The sequence below is a fragment of the Bacillus sp. FSL R9-9834 genome (assembly GCF_038006905.1).
In the GTDB taxonomy this organism is placed as follows: Bacteria; Bacillota; Bacilli; order Bacillales; family Bacillaceae_G; genus Bacillus_A; species Bacillus_A pacificus.
Map to the genome: position 1 here is coordinate 3,630,190 of NZ_JBBOWD010000001.1, position 24,993 is coordinate 3,655,182.

The 24,993-nt window shown below is 37.3% G+C and carries 27 protein-coding genes; 1 reads left to right on the forward strand and 26 read right to left on the reverse strand.

The genetic code is table 11. The annotated features are described in order from the left end of the window. Positions 1–2: 2 nt before the first annotated feature. The 22 genes from sucC to MKY00_RS18815 form a co-directional block, all read right to left on the reverse strand. Positions 3–1,163: an ADP-forming succinate--CoA ligase subunit beta gene (gene sucC / locus MKY00_RS18710; protein ID WP_001020785.1), complete on the reverse strand. Its 1,161-nt coding sequence runs from the start codon at positions 1,161–1,163 to the stop codon at positions 3–5. A 193-nt stretch (positions 1,164–1,356) separates the two neighbouring features. Next, on the reverse strand, positions 1,357–2,130 hold the full coding sequence (gene rnhB, locus MKY00_RS18715) for a ribonuclease HII (RefSeq protein ID WP_001174724.1): 774 nt from the start codon (positions 2,128–2,130) through the stop codon (positions 1,357–1,359). Between the two features lie 51 nt (positions 2,131–2,181). Next, complete coding sequence (gene ylqF / locus MKY00_RS18720; protein WP_000236697.1) at positions 2,182–3,072, reverse strand: ribosome biogenesis GTPase YlqF; 891 nt, start codon at positions 3,070–3,072, stop codon at positions 2,182–2,184. A gap of 20 nt (positions 3,073–3,092) precedes the next feature. Continuing rightward, on the reverse strand, positions 3,093–3,644 hold the full coding sequence (gene lepB / locus MKY00_RS18725) for a signal peptidase I (protein WP_000711857.1): 552 nt from the start codon (positions 3,642–3,644) through the stop codon (positions 3,093–3,095). A 101-nt stretch (positions 3,645–3,745) separates the two neighbouring features. Next, positions 3,746–4,090: a 50S ribosomal protein L19 gene (gene rplS / locus MKY00_RS18730; protein ID WP_001186516.1), complete on the reverse strand. Its 345-nt coding sequence runs from the start codon at positions 4,088–4,090 to the stop codon at positions 3,746–3,748. Positions 4,091–4,236: 146 nt separating this feature from the next. After that, on the reverse strand, positions 4,237–4,971 hold the full coding sequence (trmD, locus tag MKY00_RS18735) for a tRNA (guanosine(37)-N1)-methyltransferase TrmD (RefSeq protein WP_016718304.1): 735 nt from the start codon (positions 4,969–4,971) through the stop codon (positions 4,237–4,239). Next, complete coding sequence (gene rimM, locus MKY00_RS18740) at positions 4,971–5,486, reverse strand: ribosome maturation factor RimM (protein WP_000170268.1); 516 nt, start codon at positions 5,484–5,486, stop codon at positions 4,971–4,973. The genes trmD and rimM overlap by 1 nt, the downstream gene beginning before the upstream one ends. Before the next feature lie 121 nt (positions 5,487–5,607). Continuing rightward, the gene (locus MKY00_RS18745) at positions 5,608–5,835 is read right to left on the reverse strand and encodes a KH domain-containing protein (RefSeq protein ID WP_000737398.1); all 228 of its coding nucleotides are present in this window, start codon (positions 5,833–5,835) and stop codon (positions 5,608–5,610) included. A gap of 14 nt (positions 5,836–5,849) precedes the next feature. Then, a complete protein-coding gene (gene rpsP / locus MKY00_RS18750; protein ID WP_000268750.1) occupies positions 5,850–6,122 on the reverse strand; it encodes a 30S ribosomal protein S16 in 273 nt (90 codons plus the stop codon). A gap of 100 nt (positions 6,123–6,222) precedes the next feature. Next, complete coding sequence (ffh, locus tag MKY00_RS18755) at positions 6,223–7,572, reverse strand: signal recognition particle protein (RefSeq protein ID WP_000863461.1); 1,350 nt, start codon at positions 7,570–7,572, stop codon at positions 6,223–6,225. 12 nt (positions 7,573–7,584) lie between these two features. Beyond that, positions 7,585–7,917 carry a putative DNA-binding protein gene (locus tag MKY00_RS18760; RefSeq protein WP_000891062.1) on the reverse strand — a complete coding sequence of 111 codons (333 nt, stop codon included), beginning with the start codon at positions 7,915–7,917 and terminating at the stop codon, positions 7,585–7,587. Positions 7,918–8,050: 133 nt separating this feature from the next. Beyond that, positions 8,051–9,040 carry a signal recognition particle-docking protein FtsY gene (ftsY, locus tag MKY00_RS18765; protein WP_000007647.1) on the reverse strand — a complete coding sequence of 330 codons (990 nt, stop codon included), beginning with the start codon at positions 9,038–9,040 and terminating at the stop codon, positions 8,051–8,053. A gap of 15 nt (positions 9,041–9,055) precedes the next feature. Continuing rightward, positions 9,056–12,625, reverse strand: coding sequence for a chromosome segregation protein SMC (smc, locus tag MKY00_RS18770; RefSeq protein ID WP_016718305.1), 3,570 nt, complete (start codon positions 12,623–12,625; stop codon positions 9,056–9,058). Between the two features lie 147 nt (positions 12,626–12,772). Then, a complete protein-coding gene (rncS, locus tag MKY00_RS18775; RefSeq protein ID WP_001146876.1) occupies positions 12,773–13,510 on the reverse strand; it encodes a ribonuclease III in 738 nt (245 codons plus the stop codon). Positions 13,511–13,568: 58 nt separating this feature from the next. Continuing rightward, positions 13,569–13,802 carry an acyl carrier protein gene (gene acpP, locus MKY00_RS18780; protein WP_000786062.1) on the reverse strand — a complete coding sequence of 78 codons (234 nt, stop codon included), beginning with the start codon at positions 13,800–13,802 and terminating at the stop codon, positions 13,569–13,571. A 69-nt stretch (positions 13,803–13,871) separates the two neighbouring features. Further along, positions 13,872–14,612 (reverse strand): 3-oxoacyl-[acyl-carrier-protein] reductase, encoded by a 741-nt coding sequence (gene fabG / locus MKY00_RS18785; protein ID WP_016718306.1) that lies wholly within the window; start codon positions 14,610–14,612, stop codon positions 13,872–13,874. Further along, complete coding sequence (gene fabD, locus MKY00_RS18790; RefSeq protein WP_016718307.1) at positions 14,612–15,556, reverse strand: ACP S-malonyltransferase; 945 nt, start codon at positions 15,554–15,556, stop codon at positions 14,612–14,614. Before fabD ends, fabG begins: the two co-directional genes overlap by 1 nt. Before the next feature lie 14 nt (positions 15,557–15,570). Then, a complete protein-coding gene (gene plsX / locus MKY00_RS18795) occupies positions 15,571–16,563 on the reverse strand; it encodes a phosphate acyltransferase PlsX (protein ID WP_000684108.1) in 993 nt (330 codons plus the stop codon). Next, the gene (gene fapR, locus MKY00_RS18800; protein WP_000747352.1) at positions 16,560–17,153 is read right to left on the reverse strand and encodes a transcription factor FapR; all 594 of its coding nucleotides are present in this window, start codon (positions 17,151–17,153) and stop codon (positions 16,560–16,562) included. The genes plsX and fapR overlap by 4 nt, the downstream gene beginning before the upstream one ends. Before the next feature lie 88 nt (positions 17,154–17,241). Continuing rightward, entirely contained in the window at positions 17,242–19,290 is a 2,049-nt protein-coding gene (gene recG, locus MKY00_RS18805) for an ATP-dependent DNA helicase RecG (protein ID WP_016718308.1), read from the reverse strand. Positions 19,291–19,579: 289 nt separating this feature from the next. Beyond that, complete coding sequence (locus MKY00_RS18810) at positions 19,580–21,256, reverse strand: DAK2 domain-containing protein (protein ID WP_000027110.1); 1,677 nt, start codon at positions 21,254–21,256, stop codon at positions 19,580–19,582. Positions 21,257–21,278: 22 nt separating this feature from the next. Continuing rightward, positions 21,279–21,641, reverse strand: a complete 363-nt coding sequence (locus MKY00_RS18815) for an Asp23/Gls24 family envelope stress response protein (protein WP_000021109.1) — start codon at positions 21,639–21,641, stop codon at positions 21,279–21,281. Positions 21,642–22,019: 378 nt separating this feature from the next. Between MKY00_RS18815 and rpmB the strand changes: the two genes are divergently transcribed. After that, positions 22,020–22,208 carry a 50S ribosomal protein L28 gene (rpmB, locus tag MKY00_RS18820; RefSeq protein ID WP_000124776.1) on the forward strand — a complete coding sequence of 63 codons (189 nt, stop codon included), beginning with the start codon at positions 22,020–22,022 and terminating at the stop codon, positions 22,206–22,208. Between the two features lie 73 nt (positions 22,209–22,281). Here the strand turns inward: rpmB and spoVM are convergent, their stop codons facing one another. The 4 genes from spoVM to rsgA all read right to left on the reverse strand — a co-directional run bounded on the left by spoVM (position 22,282) and on the right by rsgA (position 24,737). Then, positions 22,282–22,362, reverse strand: a complete 81-nt coding sequence (gene spoVM, locus MKY00_RS18825; RefSeq protein ID WP_001213599.1) for a stage V sporulation protein SpoVM — start codon at positions 22,360–22,362, stop codon at positions 22,282–22,284. A 66-nt stretch (positions 22,363–22,428) separates the two neighbouring features. Beyond that, positions 22,429–23,109, reverse strand: coding sequence for a thiamine diphosphokinase (locus tag MKY00_RS18830; protein ID WP_029141182.1), 681 nt, complete (start codon positions 23,107–23,109; stop codon positions 22,429–22,431). Between the two features lie 99 nt (positions 23,110–23,208). After that, positions 23,209–23,853: a ribulose-phosphate 3-epimerase gene (gene rpe / locus MKY00_RS18835; RefSeq protein WP_000589966.1), complete on the reverse strand. Its 645-nt coding sequence runs from the start codon at positions 23,851–23,853 to the stop codon at positions 23,209–23,211. A 2-nt stretch (positions 23,854–23,855) separates the two neighbouring features. After that, positions 23,856–24,737 (reverse strand): ribosome small subunit-dependent GTPase A, encoded by an 882-nt coding sequence (gene rsgA, locus MKY00_RS18840; RefSeq protein ID WP_001113936.1) that lies wholly within the window; start codon positions 24,735–24,737, stop codon positions 23,856–23,858. Between the last annotated feature and the right edge of the window lie 256 nt (positions 24,738–24,993).

A 24,993-nucleotide genomic window follows, 5' to 3' on the forward strand; every position in this document is an offset into this window, starting at 1 on the left:
TATTAGCCCACTAGTGAAACAATTTTTTGTGCACCGTCTGCCATAGATTCTGCTGCAACAATATTTAAGCCAGACTCATTTAAAATTTTCTTACCTAACTCTACGTTTGTACCTTCAAGACGTACAACTAAAGGCAATTCAAGACCTACTTGTTTCGTTGCTTCAATAACACCTTCTGCAATAACATCACACTTCATAATGCCACCAAAAATGTTAACGAAGATACCTTTTACATTTTTGTCAGAAAGGATAATTTTGAATGCTTCTGTAACCTTTTCAGCTGTCGCACCGCCACCAACATCTAAAAAGTTAGCTGGATCTCCATGGTAATGTTTAATGATATCCATAGTAGCCATCGCTAAACCTGCACCATTAACCATACAACCGATATTTCCATCTAAAGGAATGTAGTTTAAGTCATATTTAGAAGCTTCGATTTCTTTTGCATCTTCTTCATCAAGGTCACGAAGTTCTAAAATGTCTTTATGGCGATATAAAGCATTAGAATCAAAGTTTAATTTCGCATCTAATGCCATAACTTTACCATCACCTGTTGTAACAAGTGGGTTAATCTCTGCGATAGAGCAATCTTTTTCGATAAAAGCACGGTATAAGCCCATCATAAACTTCACAGCTTGTCCTACAAGCTCTTTTGGAATATTGATGTTAAATGCAATTCGGCGTGCTTGGAAGCCTTGTAAGCCTACTGCTGGATCAATATATTCTTTAAAGATTTTTTCAGGTGTTTTTTCTGCTACTTCTTCAATTTCTGTTCCGCCTTCTTCAGAAGCCATTAAAACAACTTGAGAAGTTGCACGGTCTAAAACAAGACCTACATAATATTCTTTTTTAATATCGCAACCTTCTTCGATAAGTAAGCGTTTTACTTCCTTACCTTCAGGACCTGTTTGATGTGTCACAAGTGTAGTTCCTAAAATGCTCTCTGCATATGTACGAACTTCATCTAAATTTTTTGCAACTTTTACTCCGCCAGCTTTGCCGCGTCCACCAGCGTGAATTTGTGCTTTCACTACACATACATCCGTTCCTAATTCTTTCGCCGCTTCTACAGCTTCTTCTACTGTAAATGCAACCTTCCCGTTCGGAACGCTAACCCCATAGCTTCTAAGGACTGCCTTACCTTGGTACTCATGGATATTCATGGTCCCATCCTCCCCTGTTTTCCTGTTTTACTCGAAAAGTTTTTTAATGTTTAAAAAACATTACATTGCCATTGTATAAGATGATTGGCATGCTGTCTACAATAAAGTGTCAGAAAACTGAAATCGCTTTATTCTTTTTGGAAAATAGTAATGTTTATATGTCAAAATACAAAATAAGCTGCGTTTTCGCAGCTTATTTTTGAATCATATCTTTAATTGGCGCGAACGATTTTCGATGTTCTTCTAATATGCCATGCGCTTCAATCGCTTCTAAATGTTGTTTTGTGCCATATCCCATATGTTGTTCAAATCCATATGCAGGATACTTTTCTCCAAGCTCTTTCATCATACGATCTCTCGTTACTTTCGCAATAATGGATGCAGCTGAAATAGAAATACTTTTTGCATCACCTTTAATAATAGATGTTTGCGGAATTGGTGTAGGGAGTTTCATCGCATCAATTAATAAATATTGTGGTGTACAAGATAAATTCGCTACAGCATCTAACATCGCTTGTTTCGTCGCTTGATAAATATTTATTTCATCAATAACTTGCGGTGATACAATTCCAACTCCAATTGCAATTGCTTGCGCTTTAATTTCATCATAAAAACGCTCACGTTTCGCTTCACTCAACTTTTTCGAGTCATTTAACCCTGGAATATAAAAATCCTCAGGAAGAACGACAGCTGCCGTCACAACAGGCCCAGCTAACGGTCCACGACCTACTTCATCTATACCTGCGATATATGTGAGACCTTTTTCACGTAACGCATTTTCATACTTAGACATTTCTAGAAATTTTTCTTTTTCCTTTTGCGCTAACTCTTTTTGTTTATACCACTTAGAAATGAGCTTTTGTACCCCTTTACGTTCATCTTTTATTAATATTTGAAAGCGGTCGTCCTCTTCACTCATAATTTCTTGTAGTAGATGTTCCGCCTCTTGAATAGTCACTTTTTGCATTCATGCCACTCCCTTTATATACAAAAAAGAAAAGACGTACAAACGCACGTCTTATACTTCTTCTACTTTTTCTGCATCTTCTGTCTGCTCCGCAAACTCTTCTGGTGTTTCAAACGTCATTTTCCCAAGTTTGCCACCACGAAGCTCACGAAGTATAAGTTCAGATGTTTTATCATAATCAATCATTCCGCCGCCCATTAAACAGCCTCTATTTTTTCCAATCGCATCAAATAACTCCACGATGTCTTCTGGAATGTCATTTAAATTATAGCGCTCTTTTAATCGGTCTGGGTAATGTTTCTCCATAAAACGTAGCGCATAAACAGCTACGTCTTGTAGATTTAAAATAGAATCTTTAATTGCACCAGTCGTAGCTAGACGTAACCCAACTAATTGGTCTTCAAATTTAGGCCATAAAATACCTGGCGTATCTAACAGCTCCATTTCTTTCCCAACCTTAATCCATTGCTGAGCTGTTGTCACACCAGGACGATCCCCTGTTTTAGCAATATTTTTCTTCGCTAACTTATTAATCAACGTAGATTTACCAACATTCGGTATCCCTACAATTAATGCACGAATCGCTCTCGGTCTAATACCTTTTGCAACCATTTTATCGAATTTCTCTTTCACTAACACTTTACAAGCCGCCGCAATTTCCTTCATGCCTTGTCCAGCCTGTGCGTTAATTGAAATTGCCATATGGCCTTTTTCTTTAAAATATGCGATCCATTGCTTTGTTAAACGATCGTCTGCCATATCCGCTTTATTTAAAACAACAAGCCTCGGTTTATGTGTAATAATCTCATCGATCATCGGATTTCGAGAAGATAAAGGTAATCGAGCATCTACAAGCTCAATTACAACATCAATTAACTTTAATTTTTCTGTTACTTGGCGTCTAGCCTTTGCCATATGTCCCGGGAACCATTGAATTACCATGTTGCCACCTTCTTTTTCTTTTATTTCACAATACGAGCATCTTTTAACGGCCAATATAGTATATTTGCCTTTCCAATCACTTGGTCCATTGAAATTGTACCAATCGAACGGCTATCTTTACTAAAACGACGATTATCGCCTAAAACAAATAATTGACCTTCTGGAACAGTTTTCTTCCCTGTCATTTCTTCAAGAGTGAAATCATATGTAAGCGGTCCGTCAGCAATTTGTTTTTTCTGCTTGTCTAAATACGGCTCCTCATAAGCCTTTCCGTTAACATATAGTTTATCATTACGATACTCTATTTCATCGCCTGGTAGGCCGATAATACGCTTAATATAATCTTTATCTTCCGTTGCTCGGAATACAATAATATCAAATCGTTTCGGATCTCCTATGTGATAACCAATTTTATTAACAATCATTCGATCGCGATCATGTAATGTAGACGCCATCGATACTCCATCTACGAGAATTGGCGCAAAGAAAAACTGTCTAATAACACCTGCTAATACAACAGCTATCAAAATTGCCTTGATCCATTCCCAAAGTGAACTCTTTTCTTTCTTCATGCTTTTCCCCTCCACGATTATGTAAGCTGATCGTATTATATCAAAATTTTATATAGATTGGAAAAAGGGAGCTTGTGCATTTACAAGCTCCCATACATGTCTTATCGAATTTCTTTAATACGTGCTTTTTTACCGCGAAGGTTACGTAAGTAGTATAACTTAGCACGACGTACTTTACCACGGCGAAGTACTTCGATTTTCGCGATTCTTGGCGTGTGAACTGGGAATGTACGCTCTACACCTACACCGTAAGAAATCTTACGAACTGTGAATGTTTCACTGATTCCGCCACCACGACGTTTAATTACAACACCTTCGAAAAGCTGAATTCTTTCACGAGTTCCCTCAACTACTTTTACGTGTACACGTAAAGTGTCTCCAGGACGGAATGAAGGAAGGTCAGTTTTTAATTGGCCTTTTGTAATTTCTGCGATTAATTGTTGCATATTAAATTCTCTCCTTTAAACAGATGCTCTTATAAAGTCTAAATAAATTACAGCGGAACATCGTTAATACGGCTACTGATTTCAGCAGCACAAGTGTTATAATAGCATATTGCTAAGGCTGTTGCAATAGAAAATATATCAAGCACTTATTTGCCTTCTTTAATCTGTTCTAGCCACTTCTTTTCTTGCTTAGACAATTCTCGTTCTTCTAGTAAATCCGGTCTACGCGTGTACGTACGACGCAACGATTCTTTATGTCGCCATTCATCAATATTTTTATGATTTCCCGACATTAATACATCTGGCACTTTCATACCACGAAAATCAGCTGGACGTGTATAATGAGGATGCTCTAATAAACCTGTACTAAACGAATCCTCGACTTGTGAAGCATGATTTCCTAGTACTCCTGGAAGGAGACGTACGACACTATCAGTTATAACCATAGAGGCTAACTCTCCACCCGTTAATACATAGTCACCGATAGAAATCTCATCTGTTACGAGATGTTCACGAATTCGTTCGTCATATCCTTCATAATGCCCACATACAAAGATTACATGTTCTTCCTCTGCAAGCTCTTCCGCTTTCTTCTGAGTAAACCTTTCACCTTGCGGACACATTAAGACAACTCGCGGCTTCCGCTCCGTTTCTTTCGTTAAATCTTCTACAGCATCAAAAATAGGCTGAGGAGTTAATACCATCCCAGCGCCGCCACCATACGGATAATCATCCACACTATTATGCTTACTCGTTGTATAATCGCGGAAATTGACAACACGAAGCTCTACCGCTTCTTTTTCTTGTGCTTTCTTTAAAATTGAAGATCCAAACACACCTGTAAACATATCTGGAAACAAAGTTAAAATGTCAATTTTCATTATAGTAGCCCTTCCATTACATGAATGGTTACTAATTTATTCTCAATGTTAACTTGAAGTACAACATCATCAATATAAGGAATTAACAGATCTTGACCTTTTGGACGTTTAATTACCCAAACATCATTTGCACCAGGAGATAAAACTTCTTTTATTGTCCCTAACGCTTCTCCTTCTTCCGTTACAACGTTGCAACCAATAATTTCATGATAGTAGTATTCACCTTCAGCTAGTTCGCCTAATTGATCTTCAGGCACTTTTAAAAGAGAACCTTTAAACTGTTCTACTTCATTTACATTCCCGTATCCTTCGAATGTCAATAAATCAAATGTTTTATGTTGACGATGAGAAGTAATCTTTACTGGGAAAGGCTCTCCACCTTTTTCATTCGATATGTATAACGTATTCCCTACTTTATATCGCTCTTCTGGAAAATCAGTACGAGAAACCACGCGAATTTCTCCTTTTACGCCATGAGTATTTACAATTTTCCCTACGTTAAACCATTTTGTCATAAACAGTATGTCACCCCTGGTTTCTATATAAATTAAGCATCCCCATTTCACGTATGGAACATGCAACTTCTCTTTAAATGTTAAAAAAGGGAGAGGAAATAACTCCTCGCCCTTTTTACGTTTATTGAATTTCCAGTGTTACTTTTTCACTATTGTGATGTCCCACTGAATACAAGAGCATTCGAATTGCTTTCGCAACTTTCCCTTGTTTTCCAATGACTTTTCCAACATCCTCAGGATGTACAGTTAATCGATACTTTATCTCTCCGTTGTAAAGTTCCTGTGTAACTTTTACATCTTCAGGATGATCGACAAGAGGCTTGACAATCGTCTCGACTAACTTCTTCATAGTCATTGCCTCAATTACTTACCTTGTTTAGATAAGTGGAATTTCTCCATGATACCTTGGTTAGAGAATAAGTTACGAACTGTATCAGATGGTTTAGCACCATTTCCTAACCATTTTAATGCTGCTTCTTCGTTGATCTTAACTTCAGCTGGTTGAGCAACCGGATTGTAAGTACCGATTTCCTCAATGAAACGTCCGTCACGAGGAGAACGAGAATCTGCAACAACTACACGATAGAAAGGAGTTTTTTTAGCTCCCATACGTTTTAAACGAATTTTAACTGCCATTTATAAAGCACCTCCGAATTTATTTCACACAGATAATTATATTAGCAAAAAGACTATTGCTTTGTAAAGTATTTTTTCTTAACAGAGCCATCTTTTTTCCTTACATGAATGGAAACTTCAATCCACCTAGTCCTTTTTTCTTACCTTTTTGCATTCCAGTCATCGTTTTCATCATCTTTTTCATATCATCAAATTGCTTGATTAAACGATTGATTTCTTGTACCGTTGTACCGCTACCTTTGGCAATGCGTTTTTTGCGACTAGCATTGATTATTTCCGGTTGTTCTCGCTCTAATTTAGTCATAGAACGAATAATTGCCTCAATATGCCCAATTTGTTTTTCATCAACTTGTGCATTTTTCAGCCCTTTAATTTTATTTGCACCAGGAAGCATTCCTAACAATTCATCAAGTGGGCCAAGTTGACGCACTTGTCCAAGTTGTTCTAGGAAATCGTCAAGTGTAAACGAAAGCGTACGCATTTTTTGCTCAAGTTCTTTTGCTTTCTCTTCATCAACTGTAGCTTGCGCTTTTTCAATTAATGTTAAGACGTCTCCCATCCCTAAAATACGGGATGCCATACGTTCTGGATGGAACGCTTCAAGTGCATCTAGTTTTTCACCCATACCAGCAAATTTAATTGGCGTATTTGTAACAGCTTTAATAGACAATGCCGCACCACCGCGCGTATCACCATCCAGCTTCGTTAATACAACCCCTGTTAAACCTAACTGTTCATGGAAACTTTGTGCAACATTAACCGCGTCTTGTCCTGTCATCGCATCGACAACAAGGAAAATTTCATCCGGTTTCGCAACTTCTTTCACTTTCGCTAATTCATCCATTAGTTCTTCATCAATATGCAGGCGACCTGCTGTATCAATTAAAACATAATCATGATGATCTTCTTTCGCTTTTGCAATCGCTTGTTTCGCAATTTCAACAGGACTTACTTGATCTCCTAAAGAGAATACAGGCATGTCCAATTGCTTCCCTAATGTTTCAAGCTGTTTAATCGCTGCAGGACGGTAAATATCCGCCGCAACAAGCATTGGTTTACGATTATGCTTTTTACGAAGCAAATTCGCAAGCTTACCTGTCGTCGTTGTTTTACCTGCACCTTGCAGACCAACCATCATAATAACAGTCGGTGGCTTATTAGCAACAGCAATTTTGCTTTGCTCTCCGCCCATAAGTTCTGTAAGTTCTTCCTGTACAACTTTAATTACTTGTTGTCCAGGTGTCAAACTTTTCATTACATCTTGTCCGACAGCACGTTCAGATACACGCTTTACAAAATCTTTTACTACTTTAAAGTTAACGTCCGCTTCTAAAAGAGCTAGACGAACTTCTCTCATCATTTCTTTCACATCGGCTTCAGAAACTTTTCCTTTGCCGCGGATTTTTTGCATCGTCTGTTGAAGTCGGTCGGCTAATCCTTCAAATGCCATATTGCCGCCCTCCTAATCTAATTTTTCGATAGCTTCAACAACTTGTTTCATTTCTTCATTCACATGCTCTTCTTCGCTGATTAGCTGTTTTAGCTTTGCAACAAGTCGCTGTCGCTCTTGAAACTTTTGAAGTAATACTAATTTTTCTTCATATTCTTCAAGCATCGCTTCAGTCCGTTTAATGTTATCATACACGGCTTGGCGACTTACATCAAATTCTTCCGCAATTTCACCAAGAGATAAATCATCTAGATAATAAAGCGACATATAACTTCTTTGTTTTTGCGTTAACAACGATTGATAAAAATCAAATAAATAGTTCATTCTCGTTGTTTTTTCGAGCATGTTGGATCATCCTTTGTTAAGTGATTTCCCTTTACATGAATTAGTTTACATGGAGTACAAAAGAGTGTCAAGTTTTTTTCTTAACATCGCATATTTTTATAGAAAAAGAAGCGGAAAATACCGCTTCTTTCACTTATACTTCTTCTGTTTCTACTAAGTTCGCAAATAAACCATATACATATTGTTCTGGATCGAACTGTTGCAGATCATCCATTTGCTCTCCTAATCCAACGAATTTCACCGGTACATCCATTTCGTTACGAATTGCTAATACAATACCACCTTTAGCAGTTCCATCTAACTTCGTTAAAACAATACCAGTCACATTCGTTGCTTCACGGAATGTTTTCGCTTGACTTAAACCGTTTTGTCCTGTTGTTGCATCAATAACAAGTAATACTTCATGAGGAGCTCCTGGTACTTCACGCTCAATTACACGCTTTACCTTCTCTAACTCTTTCATTAAGTTTACTTTATTTTGTAAACGTCCTGCTGTATCACATAGTAATACATCTACTTTACGTGCTTTTGCAGCTTGTACAGCGTCATACATAACTGCTGCTGGATCAGACCCTGATCCTTGTTTAATCACTTCTACCCCAACGCGATCGCCCCATACTTCTAATTGTTCAATCGCTCCAGCACGGAATGTATCTCCTGCTGCTAATAAGACAGACTTACCTTCTGATTTAAACTTATGAGCCATCTTACCAATTGTTGTCGTTTTACCTACACCATTCACACCAACAAATAAAACAACTGTCAAGCCATCCTTTTGCACATTAATTTCATTAGTAAAATCGCTGTCACCTTTATAAATTTCTATTAATTTTTCCGAAATAACAGCTTGTACTTCTTTTGGATCTTGAATATTACGGCGTTGCACTTCTTCTTTCAGCTGGTCGATTAATTCCATCACTGTCGAAACGCCAACATCTGCACCGATTAAAATTTCTTCTAATTCTTCGAAGAAATCTTCATCTACTTTACGGTAACGAAAGACTAAATCATTTACTTTATCTGCAAACGAATTTCTCGTTTTTTCTAATCCTTGTTTAAACTTCTCTGTTACCGTATCTGTTTGTTTTGAAATTTTTTCTTTTAGTTTTTTAAAAAAGCTCATACTGTCCCATCCTTCCTATTTGCTTGCAACTAGTTCTTCTCCATCATCTAAACGAACCGAAACAAGTTTAGATACCCCTGACTCTTGCATTGTTACACCGTACAATACGTCAGACTCTTCCATTGTACCTTTTCTATGTGTAATTACAATAAACTGTGTCTCATCACTAAATTTCTTTAAATACTGAGCAAAACGGGCAACGTTTGCCTCATCAAGAGCAGCCTCTACCTCATCTAATACACAGAATGGGACTGGGCGCACTTTTAAAATACCAAATAGCAGCGCAATTGCCGTTAAAGCACGCTCTCCACCTGAAAGTAAACCTAAGTTTTGCAGTTTCTTCCCTGGCGGTTGCGCTACGATATCAATACCAGTATTTAATAAGTCCTCTGGATTCGTCATCACTAAATCCGCTCTACCGCCTCCAAATAATTCAGAGAACACCGATTGAAACTCCATTCGAATTCCTTCAAACGTAGTAGAAAAGCGTTTTTTCATTTCTTCATCCATTTCAGTAATAAGTTGGTGCAATGTCGTTTTTGCTTCTTCTAGATCATCTTTTTGCTCTAGTAAGAATGTATGACGCTCTGCCACACGTTCATACTCATCAATTGCTCCTAAGTTTACTGTGCCTAGCTCTTCAATGGAGAGTTTAATTAGTTTCACCTTTTTACGTGCATCCTCAGCAGGCATCACCATTGTATACTTCAGTTTTGCCGCTTCAAATGAAATCGTATATGTTTCACGTAAATGTTGTAATCTATTTTCTAACTCTACATCGAGTCGGTTTATTTTTACCTCTTGGTCTTTCAACATCTCAAGAATGTATTTATGTTTACCTGTTGTTTCTTTCAGGTTACGCTCTAACTGTTCTACTCTCTCTTGTAACGATATACGTTGCTCACGACGAGAGCGAATTAACTCTGAAGTTTGATTACGATCATATGCTTTTTTCTCAATCATATTCGTAATTTGTTCTTCACCACTTGAATTCGATGTCATTTCTTGTTTTAAGAATGCTAAATCCTCTTTCGTTTTAACAAGCGTTGCATCGGTTTCTTCTTTTTCCTTCGTCAATCGTTCTACTTTTTCTTTTTGATTAGATAAGCGTTGTTGCTTTTCAGCTGCTAACACTTTTAACTCAGTCATTTCTTTTTGAACTTTTTCTTTCGAAGAATGTTGCTCACTTTTTTGTTTTGTTAAAGCTGTGATTTTGCTATCTAATTCCGTAATCTCTGCCTGAAGAGTCGCCAAAATCTTTTCTAACTCTTCTTTACGGCCTTGCATTTTCACTTGGTCTTGCAAGAACCCTTCAATCTCTAAATCGTAAATAGATAAACGATCATTAATACGATGTTCTTCTAATTCTAAGCGACTAATTTCTTCTCTTAATTTCTGTTCATCTACACGCTCTGCTTCTACACTTTGCCTTAGTTCGCGTATTTGCACTTCTTTTTCTTGAATCTCTTGTTTGACTGCTTTAACAAAGTTTTCTAACTTCGTTGTTTTCTCTTCCATATCAGTTAACTTACTCGTCCACTCTTCTAGTTCACGTTGACGTCCTAATAAAGATGATTTCGCCTGTTTTACCGCTCCACCCGTCATAGAACCGCCAGGGTTTACTACATCGCCTTCGATTGTTACAATGCGATAACGGTATTGCAATTGTTTCGCCAACTCATTCGCTCCGCGTAAATCTTTTGCAACAATAACAGTACCTAATAAATTTGAAACTACATTTTCATATTTATTGTTATATTGCACGAGTTCTGCTGCCACACCTACAAACGATGGGTGCTGATTTACAATACGTAATTGCTCAAATGATAACGATCTACCTTTAATAACAGCTTGCGGTAAAAACGTTGCTCGTCCATGTTTATTTTGTTTTAAAAATGCAATTGCATTACGAGCATGTTCTTCTTTTTGTACAACTATATGCTGCATCGCTGCACCTAGAGCAATTTCCATTGCAATTTCATATTCTTTCGGTACCGTTAGCAGTTCTGCAACAGCACCCTCAATACCTTGCAACCTATTTTCTCTAGCTTTTAATACTTCACGTACCCCTTGATAGAAACCAGAGTAGTCCTCTTGCATCTCTTCTAGCATTTCTTTTCGAGATCGTGCCTGTTGTACAAATTGATACGCTTGATACAGTTTTGTTTCGTTTTCACTATACTGCGCCTTGCATTTCCCAAGTGCCGCTTCTGTCTTTTGTATATTCGAAAGAATTCCAGCTACTTTTTCTTTTGCTTGTTCATAACTTTCCACAAGTTTTGTCTTTTTCGCTGTAATTTCCATACGCATTTCTACATATTTCGCATTTTCTTCATCAAGGCGTTCATTTTTTGAGTTTTGTTGTTTAGATTGTTCTTCAATCATAGATAACTCATTACGATGACTAGCTTGTTGATTTAAAAGTTCAATATAGTCACCTTTTAAATTCTCAATTTGTTCCTCTAAATTGTCAGCAAACGTTGCAAGTAATTGCTCATTATCATGCAATTTCGTCTCCAACTCTTTTACATGATTTACAAATTGCATCAATACTTCTGTACTCGATTCAATTTCACCATCATAACTTGTAGCTTTCTCTGTTAATTCAACAATTAACTGTTCGAGTTGTGCACAATGCGTCGTTGCATTTTGCTTTCTCTCTTTTAATAGCTCACGCTGTCCTTCTAACTTTTCTAGCTCTTTACTAGAAAGTAACAGTACTTCTTGCAGGGAATCTACAGACTCATCTACTGCTTGTAATTGGCCTCGTAATTCCTCTAGCTCTTCTTCACCTTTTTGTAAATGCGTTGACATTTTAGCTTCTTCGTTTTTATTATGCCCAAACTGATTTCGAAGCGCTTCCCATTTCTCATGCAATTCTTCAATTTCATGTACAATAAGCGCCGCTTCTACTTTCTCTAACTCTTCTTTTTTCTCGAGATAATCTTTCGCAATAGAAGCTTGTCTTTCTAATGGTTCTACTTGACTACTTAATTCGTGAATTATATCTTGTACACGATTTAAGTTTTCTTGTGTATCTGCTAATTTTCCTTCAGCTTTCTTTTTACGAAGTTTGTATTTCAGCACTCCTGCTGCTTCTTCAAATACACCACGGCGTTCTTCTGATTTACTACTTAAAATCTCTTCAACTTTCCCCTGGCTAATAATCGAAAAAGCTTCTCTTCCCATACCAGAGTCCATAAATAAATCGATAATATCTTTCAATCTACATGATTGTTTATTAATATAAAAATCACTATCACCAGAACGAGACACACGACGCGTTACACATACCTCATTATATTCAATCGGTAAACGTTGATCCTCATTATTTAAAGTTATCGTTACTTCAGCAACATTAACTGCTCTTCTCGTATCACTGCCTGCAAAAATAATATCTTCCATCTTTGCACCACGTAATGATTTTGCCGATTGTTCACCAAGTACCCAGCGAATGGCATCAGTAATATTACTTTTCCCGCTTCCATTAGGTCCTACTACAGACGTTACACCTGGGACGAAATCAACAGATACACGCTCAGCAAAAGACTTAAATCCTGCTATTTCTAATCTTTTTAAAAACACGAAAGGCCTTCCTCCTATTCTCCGTTGCTATAAATGTTGTTTATACAAAAACAAACGATTATACGGATTTCATTTCCTTACATTTACAAACGAAAGGAAAGTTTCATTCTATGCACAAGGAATCCCCCTCATTCAAAGGGGGATTCCTTATAGTTGTTCTTTTAACTTTTTCAACGCTTCTGCAGCAGCTTGTTGCTCTGCTTCTTTTTTCGACTTGCCACTACCAAGTCCTAAAGCCACGTTATTTAACGTAACACGTGACACAAATTCTCGATTGTGGGCTGGGCCTTTTTCTTGCAAAATTTGATACTCAATATTGCCACTACCATCACGCTGAATCAACTCTTGTAATTGACTCTTATAATCCATCACATGAGAAAAAGCACCTTCATTAATTTTAGGGTATACAATTTCTTTTAAGAAGCCCCATACTGTTTCTAGCCCTTGATCAAGATAAAGGGCACCAATAAACGCTTCAAAGACATCCGCTAATAAAGCTGGTCGTTCACGTCCACCTGTCATTTCCTCACCTTTTCCTAATAAAACAAGGCTACCAAATGACAACTCATTTGCAAAACGAACAAGAGATGGTTCACATACAATAGCTGCACGTAGTTTTGTTAACTCTCCTTCGCTCATTGTCGGATATTTTTGAAACAGATACTGCGATACAGTAAGTTCCAATACTGCATCTCCAAGGAATTCGAGACGCTCATTGTCTTCATGCGGTTTTTTTCGATGCTCATTCACATACGATGAATGCGTAAATGCTTGAATCAATAATTTTTCATCTGTAAACGTAATACCTATCTTTTCTTGAAATACTTTAAACGCTTCACGATATTTTGTTTCGTATTTTTTTTCTCTATATTTACGGTACGGCATAGGTCCCTCCAGATATAAGCCGAGAAGCCCCGCTAAAAAACGGGACTTCATTCAAGCATTATAGATGACTCTCTATGTAAGTCACAGCATCGCCAACAGTAGCAATCTTTTCAGCATCTTCATCAGAAATTTCCATTTCGAATTCGTCTTCTAATTGCATTACAAGTTCTACTACATCTAGGGAGTCTGCTCCTAAATCTTCCTTGAAGCTCGCAGCTGGTACTACTTCTGTTTCTTCTACTCCTAAACGATCAACGATGATTTTTGTTACACGCTCTAAAACATCTGCCATTCCATTCACCTCCCCTCAAATATTATATTAAATATTGTCCAAAAAAACTAGCTGAAATCGATTCTTTTATTACATTACCATACCGCCATCAACATTTAACGTTTGACCTGTAATATATTTGCTTTGATCAGAAGCAAAAAACGTTACAGCATTCGCGATATCTTGTGCCTCACCAAACTGAGCTGCAGGAATTAATTTTAACATTTCAGCTTTTATATTTTCATCTAATACGTCTGTCATATCTGTCGCAATAAATCCAGGAGCAATTGCATTTACAGTAATATTACGGCTCGCTAACTCTTTTGCTGATGTTTTTGTTAATCCAATTACACCCGCTTTAGCAGCAACATAGTTTGCTTGGCCTGGGTTTCCCGTTACTCCGACAACAGAAGCGATATTTACAATACGTCCATGACGTTGACGCATCATATATCGAGATACTGCCTTTGTACATAAGAATACACCTTTTAGGTTTGTATTAATAACTGTATCCCATTCTTCTTCTTTCATACGCATTAATAAATTATCTTTTGTTACCCCTGCATTATTCACAAGAATATCAACTTGTCCAAATGCATCTACAGTTTGTTTCACCATAGTTGTAACGTCTTCAGCATTTGCAACATCTGCTCTTACTGCAATTGCATCCGAACCTAATTTCTTTATTTCATCAACTACTTCATTTGCCTTTTGCTCGTTACCAGCATAATTTACTACAACATTTGCCCCTTGTTTTGCTAAATCAATCGCAATTGCACGACCAATTCCACGTGAAGCACCCGTTACTAATGCTACTTTCCCTTTTAACATCAGTTTTCTCCTCTCAAATTCGAAATGGTATCTTGTAATGTCTCTTCATCGTATATCGCGTATGCTCTCACTGATGAATCAATTGACTTCATAAGTCCAGCAAGTACTTTCCCAGGTCCAATCTCAATAAATGTATCTACCCCTTGACTCACCATATATTCAATGGATGGGTACCATAAGACAGGCGAATAGAGCTGTTCGATTAGCTTTTCTTGAATATGCGCACCACTTGTAATAACGTCTGCTGTTACATTTGCGATTAACGGAATATTCGTATCTTGAATTGTAATTTCATTTAAGACACTTTGGAATTTCTCCGCCGCTGGCTTCATAAGCGCAGAGTGGAACGGTCCACTTACTTTAAGCGGAATTGCTCTCTTTGCACCATTTTCTTTCGCTCTTTGAGAAGCAATCTCGACTCCTTGCTTTGTTCCAGAAATCACAATTTGCTTCGTACTATTCATATTAGCAATTTGTACTGCATATCCTTCACTTGTTACTTCTTCTGTAACTTGTTTCAGCATATGTGGGTCAGCACCTAAAATAGCCGCCATTGCACCTTCTCCGCTAGGAACAGCTTCTTCCATATATTCCCCACGTTTCCTTACAGCATATACTGCATCCTCAAAAGTTAATGCACCTGCTGCTACAAGAGCGCTATACTCACCTAAACTATGCCCTGCGACAAAGTCTGGTGTAATATCATACTCTTTTAAAGCTGTCAAAATAGCAAAACTCGTTGTTAATAAAGCAGGTTGCGCATTTGTTGTTAACGTAAGCTTTTCCTGCGGCCCTTCAAAAATCACTTCTGAAAGTGAGTCTTGCAACACCTCATCTGCTTTTGCAAATACATTTGCAACCTCTTTATTATTCTCTGCTAACTGTTTACCCATTCCAACTGCCTGTGAACCTTGGCCCGGAAAAAGAAATGCTAGTTTTCCCATTTCAAATCCTCCTCTTATTGGAGTGGCTCTTTCTCCATTACGCTTGAAATAGTAGGAATAACTTCTTTCGCTACCATTTCTCTCGTCTGACGAATCGCACTAAATATCGATTGGTCATTGGAAGAACCGTGAGCCTTAATGACAGGAGCCTTCAATCCAAATAATGCCGCTCCTCCATACTCCGAATAATCCATTTTATCTTTTAATACCATAAGTTTTGGCTTTAATACCGCTGCTGCTAATTTGCTCGTAAACGAACTCATTAACTGTTCTTTTAACATAGAGAATAATGCAAGTGCTGTTCCTTCTAATGATTTCAGTGCTACATTCCCTGTAAAACCATCACATACAACAACATCTGCTACACCTTGCAATAAATCTCTTGATTCAACGTTCCCAACGAAATTAATTGGGGCATCTTTAAGCATTGCAAAGACTTGTTTTGAAAGCTCGTTACCTTTACCATCTTCTGTTCCAACGTTTAAAAGTCCAACGCGAGGATTTTTAATTCCTCTTACTTTCTCAGCATATACAGATCCCATTACTGCATATTGATATAAATGAATTGGTTTTGCATCAACGTTCGCTCCAACATCTAGCATAACAAAACCTTCTCCATCAACAGTTGGCATTGTAGGGGATAAAGCTGGACGCTCAATTCCCTCCATACGACCTACAACAAACAATCCAGCCGCCATTAAAGCTCCTGTACTACCAGCTGATATACAAGCATCCGCTACACCGTCTTTCACTTGCTGCGCCGCAAGTACCATTGAAGCTTGTTTTTTTCGACGAACCGCTCTTACTGGTTCATCTGTCGATTCGATTTTTTCATCTGTATGAAGTATAGTAATTCGTTCTTCACTCGTTAAGTATTGACGAATTTCCTCTTCTTTCCCCACTAACGTAATATGTAAATCAGAATATTCCTTAATAGCTTTCATTGCTCCTAGTACGACAGCCTTTGGAGCATGGTCGCCGCCCATTGCATCTATTGCGATTTTCATAAGTTGTTACCTTCCTCACTATAATTACTAGATCGATACATTTCAAAAGTGCCTGTGAAAACAAGTTCTTCTCCAACAAAGCTACGCACTTTGACAACCGTCCGCCCTTTATCATTCTCTACATCTTCCACGCGCGCTTTTGCAACAACACGCTCTCCTAATTTTACAGGACGAATGTATCGAATGGTAGACTTTGCAGTTAAAGCTAATTCTTCATCAATAACTGCAACAGCTAGTGAGTTTGCTTGTGCAAACAAATGATGCCCACGGGCAATTTGATTCCTTTTAAATACGTGTTCTACCTTCACTTCAAAGATAGAAATTGCATGTCTATCTAATTCTATATCAATAATTTCTCCGACAACCTCTTCTAACGGTAAAGATTTCACATCTTCTTCATGTTGCTTTGTAGCTACATGTTTAATTCTTTCTCTTAATTCAGGAATAGACAATTCCATACGATCAAGACGTACGGTTTGTATACTCACTTGAAATTTTTCTGCTAAATCTTCATCCGTAATAAAAGGATTCGTTTCTATCGTTTGTTGTAATAATTCTTGTCTTTCTTTTTTACTTCTTCTTTTTTTCATACCGCACCATCCATTTTTATGACTAGGTACTAACAGTAGTATATAATCATTAAAAGTAGAATGCAACAAAAACTTTTGTTGCCTCCCTTTAATCGAGCTTCTCTCCCTGGAACACACCTGTCCCGTCAAGATACGTACGCAACGACGCATATTGATCATTATGCCAAAACGCTTCTGAATCTACTAGTAACGCCGCATCTTGTCTAGCTGTTTCTAGCGCCCGATAATCATGTACCATATCAGCAACCTTGAATTCTGGTAAACCACTTTGCTTACTCCCAAAGAAATCTCCAGGACCTCTTAACTCTAAATCTTTTTCCGACAATACAAATCCATCATTCGTTTCGGTCATAATACGCATTCGTTCTTTTCCCGTTTCCGATTTTGGATCCGCTATTAATAAACAATACGATTGTTCACTACCACGCCCAACACGTCCTCTTAACTGATGAAGCTGTGATAAACCGAAACGCTCTGCATCATAAATAACCATTACAGTCGCATTCGGTACGTTCACACCTACTTCAACAACTGTTGTCGACACAAGAATTTGCACTTTATTTTCACTAAATTGCCCCATTATCTCTTCTTTTTCTTGAGATGATAATCTTCCATGCATTAATCCGACTTGACATTTCCCCTGATAATGATGAGTCAGCATACTATGTAAGTCAATTGCATTTTGTACATCAAGTTTCTCAGATTCTTCAATAAGGGGACAAATAACATATGCTTGTCTTCCTTTTTTTATCTCTTTCTCTACGAAACCGAGGACACGATCTAACATGTCATGTTTTGCCCAGTATGTTTCAATTACCTTTCTACCAGCTGGCATCTCATCGATTATAGAAACGTCCATCTCTCCAAATGCAGTAATTGCTAACGTACGTGGAATTGGTGTTGCTGTCATAAATAATACATCTGGACTTTCACCTTTCTCACGTAAAACTCGTCGCTGCGCTACACCAAATCGATGTTGTTCATCAGTAATCACGAGACCTAACCTATGAAAAATAACTTCATCTTGAATTAAAGCATGCGTTCCAACAAGGATATCTATTTCTCCTTGTTCTAATTTTGCCAAAATCTCTCGGCGTCTCACGCCTTTAACTGAACTTGTTAACAATTCAACCTTCATACCAAAGTGCGAGAACGTCTCTGCAAGCGATTGATAATGTTGTTCTGCTAAAATTTCTGTTGGAACCATTAAAGCACCTTGATAATGCGCTAATTTCGCTGCATAAAGACCAATTGCAGCAACCACAGTTTTACCAGAACCTACATCACCTTGCAACAGACGATTCATTCGATAAGGAGATGTCATATCTTTCATAATTTCATCTACAACTCGGCTTTGCGCACCAGTTAACGGAAACGGAAGTGCATCAATAAACTCTTGCAATTCTTCTGAAGGAATTTCTTTTTTCGTCCCTTTCGAATTTTCCCTCTCCATTTTTCGTAACGTTTGCATTTTTAACTGAAATAAGAAAAACTCCTCATATACAAAACGGCGACGCGCTTGCTTCAAGTCTTCCTGCCCCGCTGGAAAGTGCAAAGCCCGAAGCGCTTCATAACGTGGCAGTAATTTATACCGACTTAGCAATCCATCTGGTAACACTTCAACTATAGAGTCTCCATACTCCTTTAACGCTTGTGCAATAAAACGGCGCATCTGTTTTACTGTAAGTTTCCCTTTCACTGAGTACACAGGCTCCACTTCTTGTTGACGTACAACCGGTCCAAAATGAAGTTCTGATACCGCAATCGTTTGACGATGCTGGTCCCATTTACCAGTAATCGTTACCGTTTCATCTAAATTTAACTTCTGCTTATAGTACGGCCTATTAAAACATACAGCTGTAATTAAATAACGACCTACGAGGACACGAACCGCAAGACGCGACTTCTTCTTCCCATAATATTGCAGTAAAGGAGCACTATGAACTTTCCCCTCAACTGTTACACGTTCATCATGCTTTACTTCCGCAAGATCTTTCATCGCATAGTCTTCATAACGGTACGGAAAATGTTCTAATAGATGAGAAACTGTATAAATTCCCATCTCGTGTAGTAATTCAGATGTTTCTCCTCCGATTCCCTTTACATCCGTAACAGGAACTTGTACAACTTCATTCAAGATTCTCACGCTCCGTCACATTATTTTTTGATTCATTATCCATTAACATGATTGACATCTGTAATCGCTCTCTTTCACCCTATATATTCTATCATAGGCATTCTAAGAGAAACTACTCAAATCCCTCATAAACAACACGAAAGAAAAGAGCCTCACTATTAGCAGCAAGGCTCTTTTTTATCTTCAATATGCTAGCCTTTTGAATAAAAACTAGTAATAAACTTCATATTACTACTTATTATCCATTAGCAAGTAAGTAATCCATTTATTTTCAAAACGAATTTTTTTCTTATTCTACAGAGAAGATGAAAGAATACACCGGTTGGTTTCCAGCATGTACTTCTACTTCTGCATCTTCAAAATTCTCTTCTACAAACTCAACTAATTCAGCTACTTCTTCATCAGTTGCATCTTCACCTTGTAGAATCGTTACGATTTCAGAATCTTCATCAATTAGTGCTTCTAGTAATTGCTTCGCAGCTCCTACTTTTTCAGCATTTGTTGATACGATTTTTCCATCTGCGATACACATGAAATCATCTTTTTGAATTGCCACACCATCAATTTCCGTATCACGTACAGCATACGTAATTTGACCTGTTTTCACATGAGATAAAGCTTCTTTCATGTTTTCTTCATTTTCCTCTAGCGTTCCAACTGGATTAAATGCTAACATTGCAGCCATACCTTGAGGAACTGTTTTTGAACGAACTACAATCACTTCTTGATCCACAACTGACGCTGCTTGTTCTGCTGCCATTACGATATTCCCGTTGTTCGGTAAAATAATGATTTTTTCAGCGTTTGCTTCTTCAATCGCCTTCACGATATCCTCAGTACTTGGATTCATCGTTTGGCCACCTTCGATAACTTTCGTCGCGCCAATGCTTTCAAATAAAGTTTTAATACCAGATCCCATAGCTACAGTTACGATACCATATGGTTGTTTCTCTTTAGGCTGGCTAGTTGGCTCAGGCATCATAGCAGGCTCATCTAATAAAGCAGTATGCTGTTCACGCATATTCTCTACTTTAATCTTGATTAAACTACCGTAACGTTGTCCGTAGTTCATAGCGTCTCCAGGATGCTCTGCATGGATATGAACTTTTACAATTTCATCATCAGATACAACTAGTAGTGAATCACCATACACACTAATATCTTCACGGAATTTTTGTTCAGAGAAATTATGTTCTTTCACTTTATCAGCTTCTAATTTCACCATGAACTCCGTACAATATCCATACTTAATATCTTCTGTACTCAATTGGCTTTGTACACTACGGTGATGTTCTGCGCGTACCATTTCATTCATAGATGGTTGGGCAGGTGCATCAGAAGAAATCGTTTCTCCTTTTAAGTCAGCTAAAAACCCTTCGTAAACTACTACAAGACCTTTACCACCGCTATCTACAACGCCAACTTGTTTTAATACAGGTAATAAATCTGGCGTACGATTTAACGATGCATTTGCTTCTTTCACAACGTCTTCCATAAACAAAACAAAGTCGCGCTGTTTTTTCGCAACTGTTACTGCATATTTACCCGTTTCTCTTGCAACCGTTAAAATCGTTCCTTCAATCGGTTTCATAACCGCTTTGTAAGCCGCCTCTACTCCAGCTTCTAAAGCTGCAGCAAAATCAACTGTTGTTAATTCTTCTTTTTGTTCAATGGATTTCGAGAAACCACGGAACAACTGAGATAAAATAACTCCAGAGTTACCACGAGCTCCCATTAATAATCCTTTGGCTAAACTTACGCCGACTTTACCAGCATGTTGTGAAGGATTTGCTTTCACTTCACGTGCGCCTGAAGTCATAGATAAGTTCATGTTTGTACCGGTATCGCCATCTGGAACTGGAAATACGTTTAATGCATCAACAAGCTGAACATTATTTGTTAAATTATTCGCTCCTTGAATGATCATTTGTGATAAACGTTTTCCATCAATTTTTTGAATTGACACAGATTTTCCTCCTTAATGCACATTACAAGTTTATTACTTTAACTCCTTGTACGTAGATGTTTACAGAATCTACTGCTAGTCCTACAGTTTGATCTAATGTATATTTCACTTTCGTCTGCACGTTATGTGCTACTTCTGAAATTTTCGTACCATAGCTCACAATAATATACATATCAATATGTACTTCATCTTCATCTTTACGAACAATAACACCTCTAGTGAAATTTTCTTTTCGTAAAATGTCTGTTAATCCATCTTTTAACTGATTTTTTGATGCCATACCTACGATACCGTAGCAATCTACCGCGGCACCTCCAGCAATTGTTGCAATTACATCTGTACTAATATCAATTTGACCGTACTTCGTTTTAATTTCAATTGACATCTCGTTTTCCCCCTTCATAAATGGTGAAAGTGAGTTAGACTACTTTAGTTACTATCATATAATCTTTTTAAAGAAAATTCCATCGTTCTTTCTTTTTCACTCTCATATTTTATGTTGAAAACTACACTTTTTTATGATGAGCAAAATAGTCCATTGTTATTATACAACATGTATCACTATAATATGTCAAGCAATTTTTCTTGATTTCAACTTTTCTTCATTGACATATAGTGTCAAGTAATTTTTCTTGATTTCTTTTTTCTACAGTGTTGCATTCTCTTTTTAGTTGTGTTAAATTATAGTAGTGTTTTTAGCATCGCATAAAAGACTAACATTGAAAAATTACGTATGGTAAGGTATCAAGGGAGGGAAATATAAATGGCTCGTGTTTGTGCTATTACTGGAAGAAAAGCTCGTTCTGGTAACTCTCGTTCTCACGCAATGAACGCTACAAAACGTAAGTGGGGCGCTAACCTTCAAAAAGTTCGCGTACGCATCGACGGAAAAGTTCAACGTGTTTACGTTTCTGCTAGAGCATTAAAATCTGGCAAAATCGAACGTGTTTAATAATAAAAAAAAGAGCCGCTAGGCTCTTTTTTTACTATACCAATGGAAAAAGCACCGGTAATAGGTGCTTTTTTTAATCTTTTTTGAAGGTATTTAACATGGCACGAACAATTCCACCAAGAAATTTAGGTAACTTAATTGTATAAAATCTCATGGTTTCCCTCCTAATCCCCATTACTCCACTTGGTCACTATATGATGTAAGGAGCAAAATTGTTTCTTTAATCAGTGCTTCTTATCACCATTAATATGCCAGAAGTAAATGAAAAAGTACCTTTTTCCTCAACGAGTTCATTACTAATACAAAGTGTTGATCCCCACTCTATTTTTTTATTCGTTAGAGGATATTTAAAACCAAGTAATGTAATCCCTTCCACTATTTCAGTAACAGGCACAAAAGATACATAAGGGAAATTTTTATTTTCTTCAATTATATGTGTACCCACTCTTTTTACACTTATTTCATTTTGATTGTCTACAATACACATCTCTATTCCTACTTCTAATCCTTTTAAAAGCATTTGTATATTCGCTAAACCGTGATCAAGTCTTCCGCCAGTAGCACCAAAAATACGAATGAGTGCCGGCTTTTGTTCTAACGCCCAGTTAATCGCAATTTCTAAATCCGTTTGATCTTTTTCACGAGGAACAATATGTAAATCATTTGTTTGTTGCCCCATCCATGCTAATTCTTCTTCAGTAACCGAGTCATAATCTCCAAACGCAACAGCAGGAATAATACCTCTTTTTAATAAACGATATACTCCTCTATCAACTGCCGCCCACACTACTTTCTCATTTTCATATGGAGAAAAATCTGCACAATATTCCGCAGGTCCTCCCGCTAAAATATGAATAATCATGTTTCCTTCCCCTTCTATTGTAAAAAGGCAATCTGCCATTCGGTAGATTGCCTTTTTACATATTTTTTCTCTATCCTTTATAAATAGTGAAAACTTACTACACTAGAAGATTCACTGGGATAAAGACTCGTTCATTCATTATCCACGAATGACACGAATTGCTTCACCGCGGTCTTTTTGATTGTATACTGCTGACCCAGCTACAAGTACATTTGCTCCTGCTTCTACACAAAGTCTTGCTGTTTCAGCGTTTACACCACCATCAACTTCAATTTCTACTTCTAGATTGCGCTCTTTAACCATTTCTGCAACTTGTTTAATTTTCGGTAATACAGAATGGATAAATTTCTGCCCACCAAATCCAGGGTTTACTGTCATAAGTAATACCATATCAATATCTTCTAATACATGCTCAATCACTGAAACTGGCGTATGCGGATTTAATACAACTCCTGCTTTAATGCCATGAGATTTAATTAACTGAATTGTACGATGTAAATGAGGGCACGCCTCTACATGAACAGTAATAATATCCGCTCCCGCTTTTGCGAAAGTCGGGATATAGTTATCAGGATTTTCAATCATTAAATGTACATCTAACGGTAACGATGTGATCGGACGAATTGCTTCTACAATTAATGGTCCAATCGTAATATTTGGTACGAAATGTCCATCCATTACATCGACGTGAATGTAATCCGCTCCGCCTTTTTCTACATCTTTAATCTCTTCCCCTAATTTTGAAAAATCTGCTGATAAGATCGATGGTGCAATTTTAATCATAACTAATACCTCGGCTTTCTCTCTCTAATTTCTTCTACAAATTGTTTGTAATTCTTATAACGATATTCTGTAATCTTCCCCTCTTCAACCGCAGCCTTCACAGCGCATTTCGGTTCAGAAAGATGTGTACACCCTCTAAATTTACAGTATTGGCTCGCTTCTTTCAACTCTGGAAAACAATATGTAAGATCTTCTACCTCTATATCTATGAAATCGAGTGAACTAAAACCAGGTGTATCTGCAACTAGTCCGCTTCCAATCGCAATTAATTCTACGTGTCTTGTCGTATGTTTCCCGCGTCCTAAATGTGAGGAAATATCATTCGTTTTCAGTTCTAATTCTGGACGTAAGACGTTAAGCATAGAAGATTTTCCAACACCAGATTGTCCCGCAACAACGGAAACACAACCTTCTAAGAACGGTTTTAAAATATCAATACTTTCCGATGTATTTATAGAAGTAAATAATACATCATATCCCATCTCACGATAGTCATTTGCATAAGATTCAACAGTCTCTCTCATTTTTTCATCCACTAAATCCATCTTACTAATGCAAATAATCGGCTTAATGTTATGATATTCAATCAGCACTAAAAATCGATCTAACAGTCCCGGATTAAAATCTGGTTCTACTGCTGAAAAAACAAGAATTGCTTGATCAACATTAGCAATAGGAGGCCTGACAAGTTCATTTTTTCGATCAAATACTTCAAGCACGTATCCTTCACTTGGATTATCAGCCTGAAAAACAACTTGGTCTCCTACCAGTGGTGTAATTTTATTTTTTCTAAATACACCACGCCCGCGACATTGTGTAATCCCTTCTTCATGCTGCACATAATAAAATCCACTTAGAGCTTTTACAATTTTTCCTTCTGGCATATAATTCTCCTTTATTCTGTATAAAGTGAAGCTGTAATTCATATTGAATGGATTATCATTCTTTAAATAAAGATTTCAAAACCCGTCATATATACACATTAATATATTTAATCTACCATCAAATTTAAAATATTATTTATAACAGTATCACTTTTATATCTTTTTGAATCATATATTTTTGCCTGTTATACAGTCCACTATATGTAGACAGCATAACAGGCAGAAGTAATACATTCCATTCTCTCTAAAAAGAAAA

Excerpts from the sequence above, each read along its gene's own strand:
- acpP (WP_000786062.1), bottom strand. The coding sequence starts at position 13,802 with ATGGCAGATGTTTTAGAGCGTGTAACAAAAATCATCGTTGATCGTTTA.
- rsgA (WP_001113936.1), bottom strand. The coding sequence starts at position 24,737 with ATGCCAGAAGGAAAAATTGTAAAAGCTCTAAGTGGATTTTATTATGTG.
- fabD (WP_016718307.1), bottom strand. The coding sequence starts at position 15,556 with ATGGGAAAACTAGCATTTCTTTTTCCGGGCCAAGGTTCACAGGCAGTT.
- fabG (WP_016718306.1), bottom strand. The coding sequence starts at position 14,612 with ATGTTAAAAGGGAAAGTAGCATTAGTAACGGGTGCTTCACGTGGAATT.
- rimM (WP_000170268.1), bottom strand. The coding sequence starts at position 5,486 with ATGACAAAATGGTTTAACGTAGGGAAAATTGTAAATACTCATGGCGTA.
- MKY00_RS18830 (WP_029141182.1), bottom strand. The coding sequence starts at position 23,109 with ATGGCAGATTGCCTTTTTACAATAGAAGGGGAAGGAAACATGATTATT.
- trmD (WP_016718304.1), bottom strand. The coding sequence starts at position 4,971 with ATGAAAATTGACATTTTAACTTTGTTTCCAGATATGTTTACAGGTGTG.
- rpmB (WP_000124776.1), top strand. The coding sequence starts at position 22,020 with ATGGCTCGTGTTTGTGCTATTACTGGAAGAAAAGCTCGTTCTGGTAAC.
- lepB (WP_000711857.1), bottom strand. The coding sequence starts at position 3,644 with ATGAAGAAAGAAAAGAGTTCACTTTGGGAATGGATCAAGGCAATTTTG.
- rplS (WP_001186516.1), bottom strand. The coding sequence starts at position 4,090 with ATGCAACAATTAATCGCAGAAATTACAAAAGGCCAATTAAAAACTGAC.
- spoVM (WP_001213599.1), bottom strand. The coding sequence starts at position 22,362 with ATGAGATTTTATACAATTAAGTTACCTAAATTTCTTGGTGGAATTGTT.
- MKY00_RS18815 (WP_000021109.1), bottom strand. The coding sequence starts at position 21,641 with ATGTCAATTGAAATTAAAACGAAGTACGGTCAAATTGATATTAGTACA.
- ylqF (WP_000236697.1), bottom strand. The coding sequence starts at position 3,072 with ATGGTAATTCAATGGTTCCCGGGACATATGGCAAAGGCTAGACGCCAA.
- MKY00_RS18745 (WP_000737398.1), bottom strand. The coding sequence starts at position 5,835 with ATGAAGAAGTTAGTCGAGACGATTGTCAAGCCTCTTGTCGATCATCCT.
- rpe (WP_000589966.1), bottom strand. The coding sequence starts at position 23,853 with ATGATTAAAATTGCACCATCGATCTTATCAGCAGATTTTTCAAAATTA.
- MKY00_RS18760 (WP_000891062.1), bottom strand. The coding sequence starts at position 7,917 with ATGCTCGAAAAAACAACGAGAATGAACTATTTATTTGATTTTTATCAA.
- ffh (WP_000863461.1), bottom strand. The coding sequence starts at position 7,572 with ATGGCATTTGAAGGATTAGCCGACCGACTTCAACAGACGATGCAAAAA.
- rpsP (WP_000268750.1), bottom strand. The coding sequence starts at position 6,122 with ATGGCAGTTAAAATTCGTTTAAAACGTATGGGAGCTAAAAAAACTCCT.
- fapR (WP_000747352.1), bottom strand. The coding sequence starts at position 17,153 with ATGAAAAAAAGAAGAAGTAAAAAAGAAAGACAAGAATTATTACAACAA.
- rnhB (WP_001174724.1), bottom strand. The coding sequence starts at position 2,130 with ATGCAAAAAGTGACTATTCAAGAGGCGGAACATCTACTACAAGAAATT.
- rncS (WP_001146876.1), bottom strand. The coding sequence starts at position 13,510 with ATGCCGTACCGTAAATATAGAGAAAAAAAATACGAAACAAAATATCGT.
- plsX (WP_000684108.1), bottom strand. The coding sequence starts at position 16,563 with ATGAAAATCGCAATAGATGCAATGGGCGGCGACCATGCTCCAAAGGCT.
- ftsY (WP_000007647.1), bottom strand. The coding sequence starts at position 9,040 with ATGAGCTTTTTTAAAAAACTAAAAGAAAAAATTTCAAAACAAACAGAT.
- sucC (WP_001020785.1), bottom strand. The coding sequence starts at position 1,163 with ATGAATATCCATGAGTACCAAGGTAAGGCAGTCCTTAGAAGCTATGGG.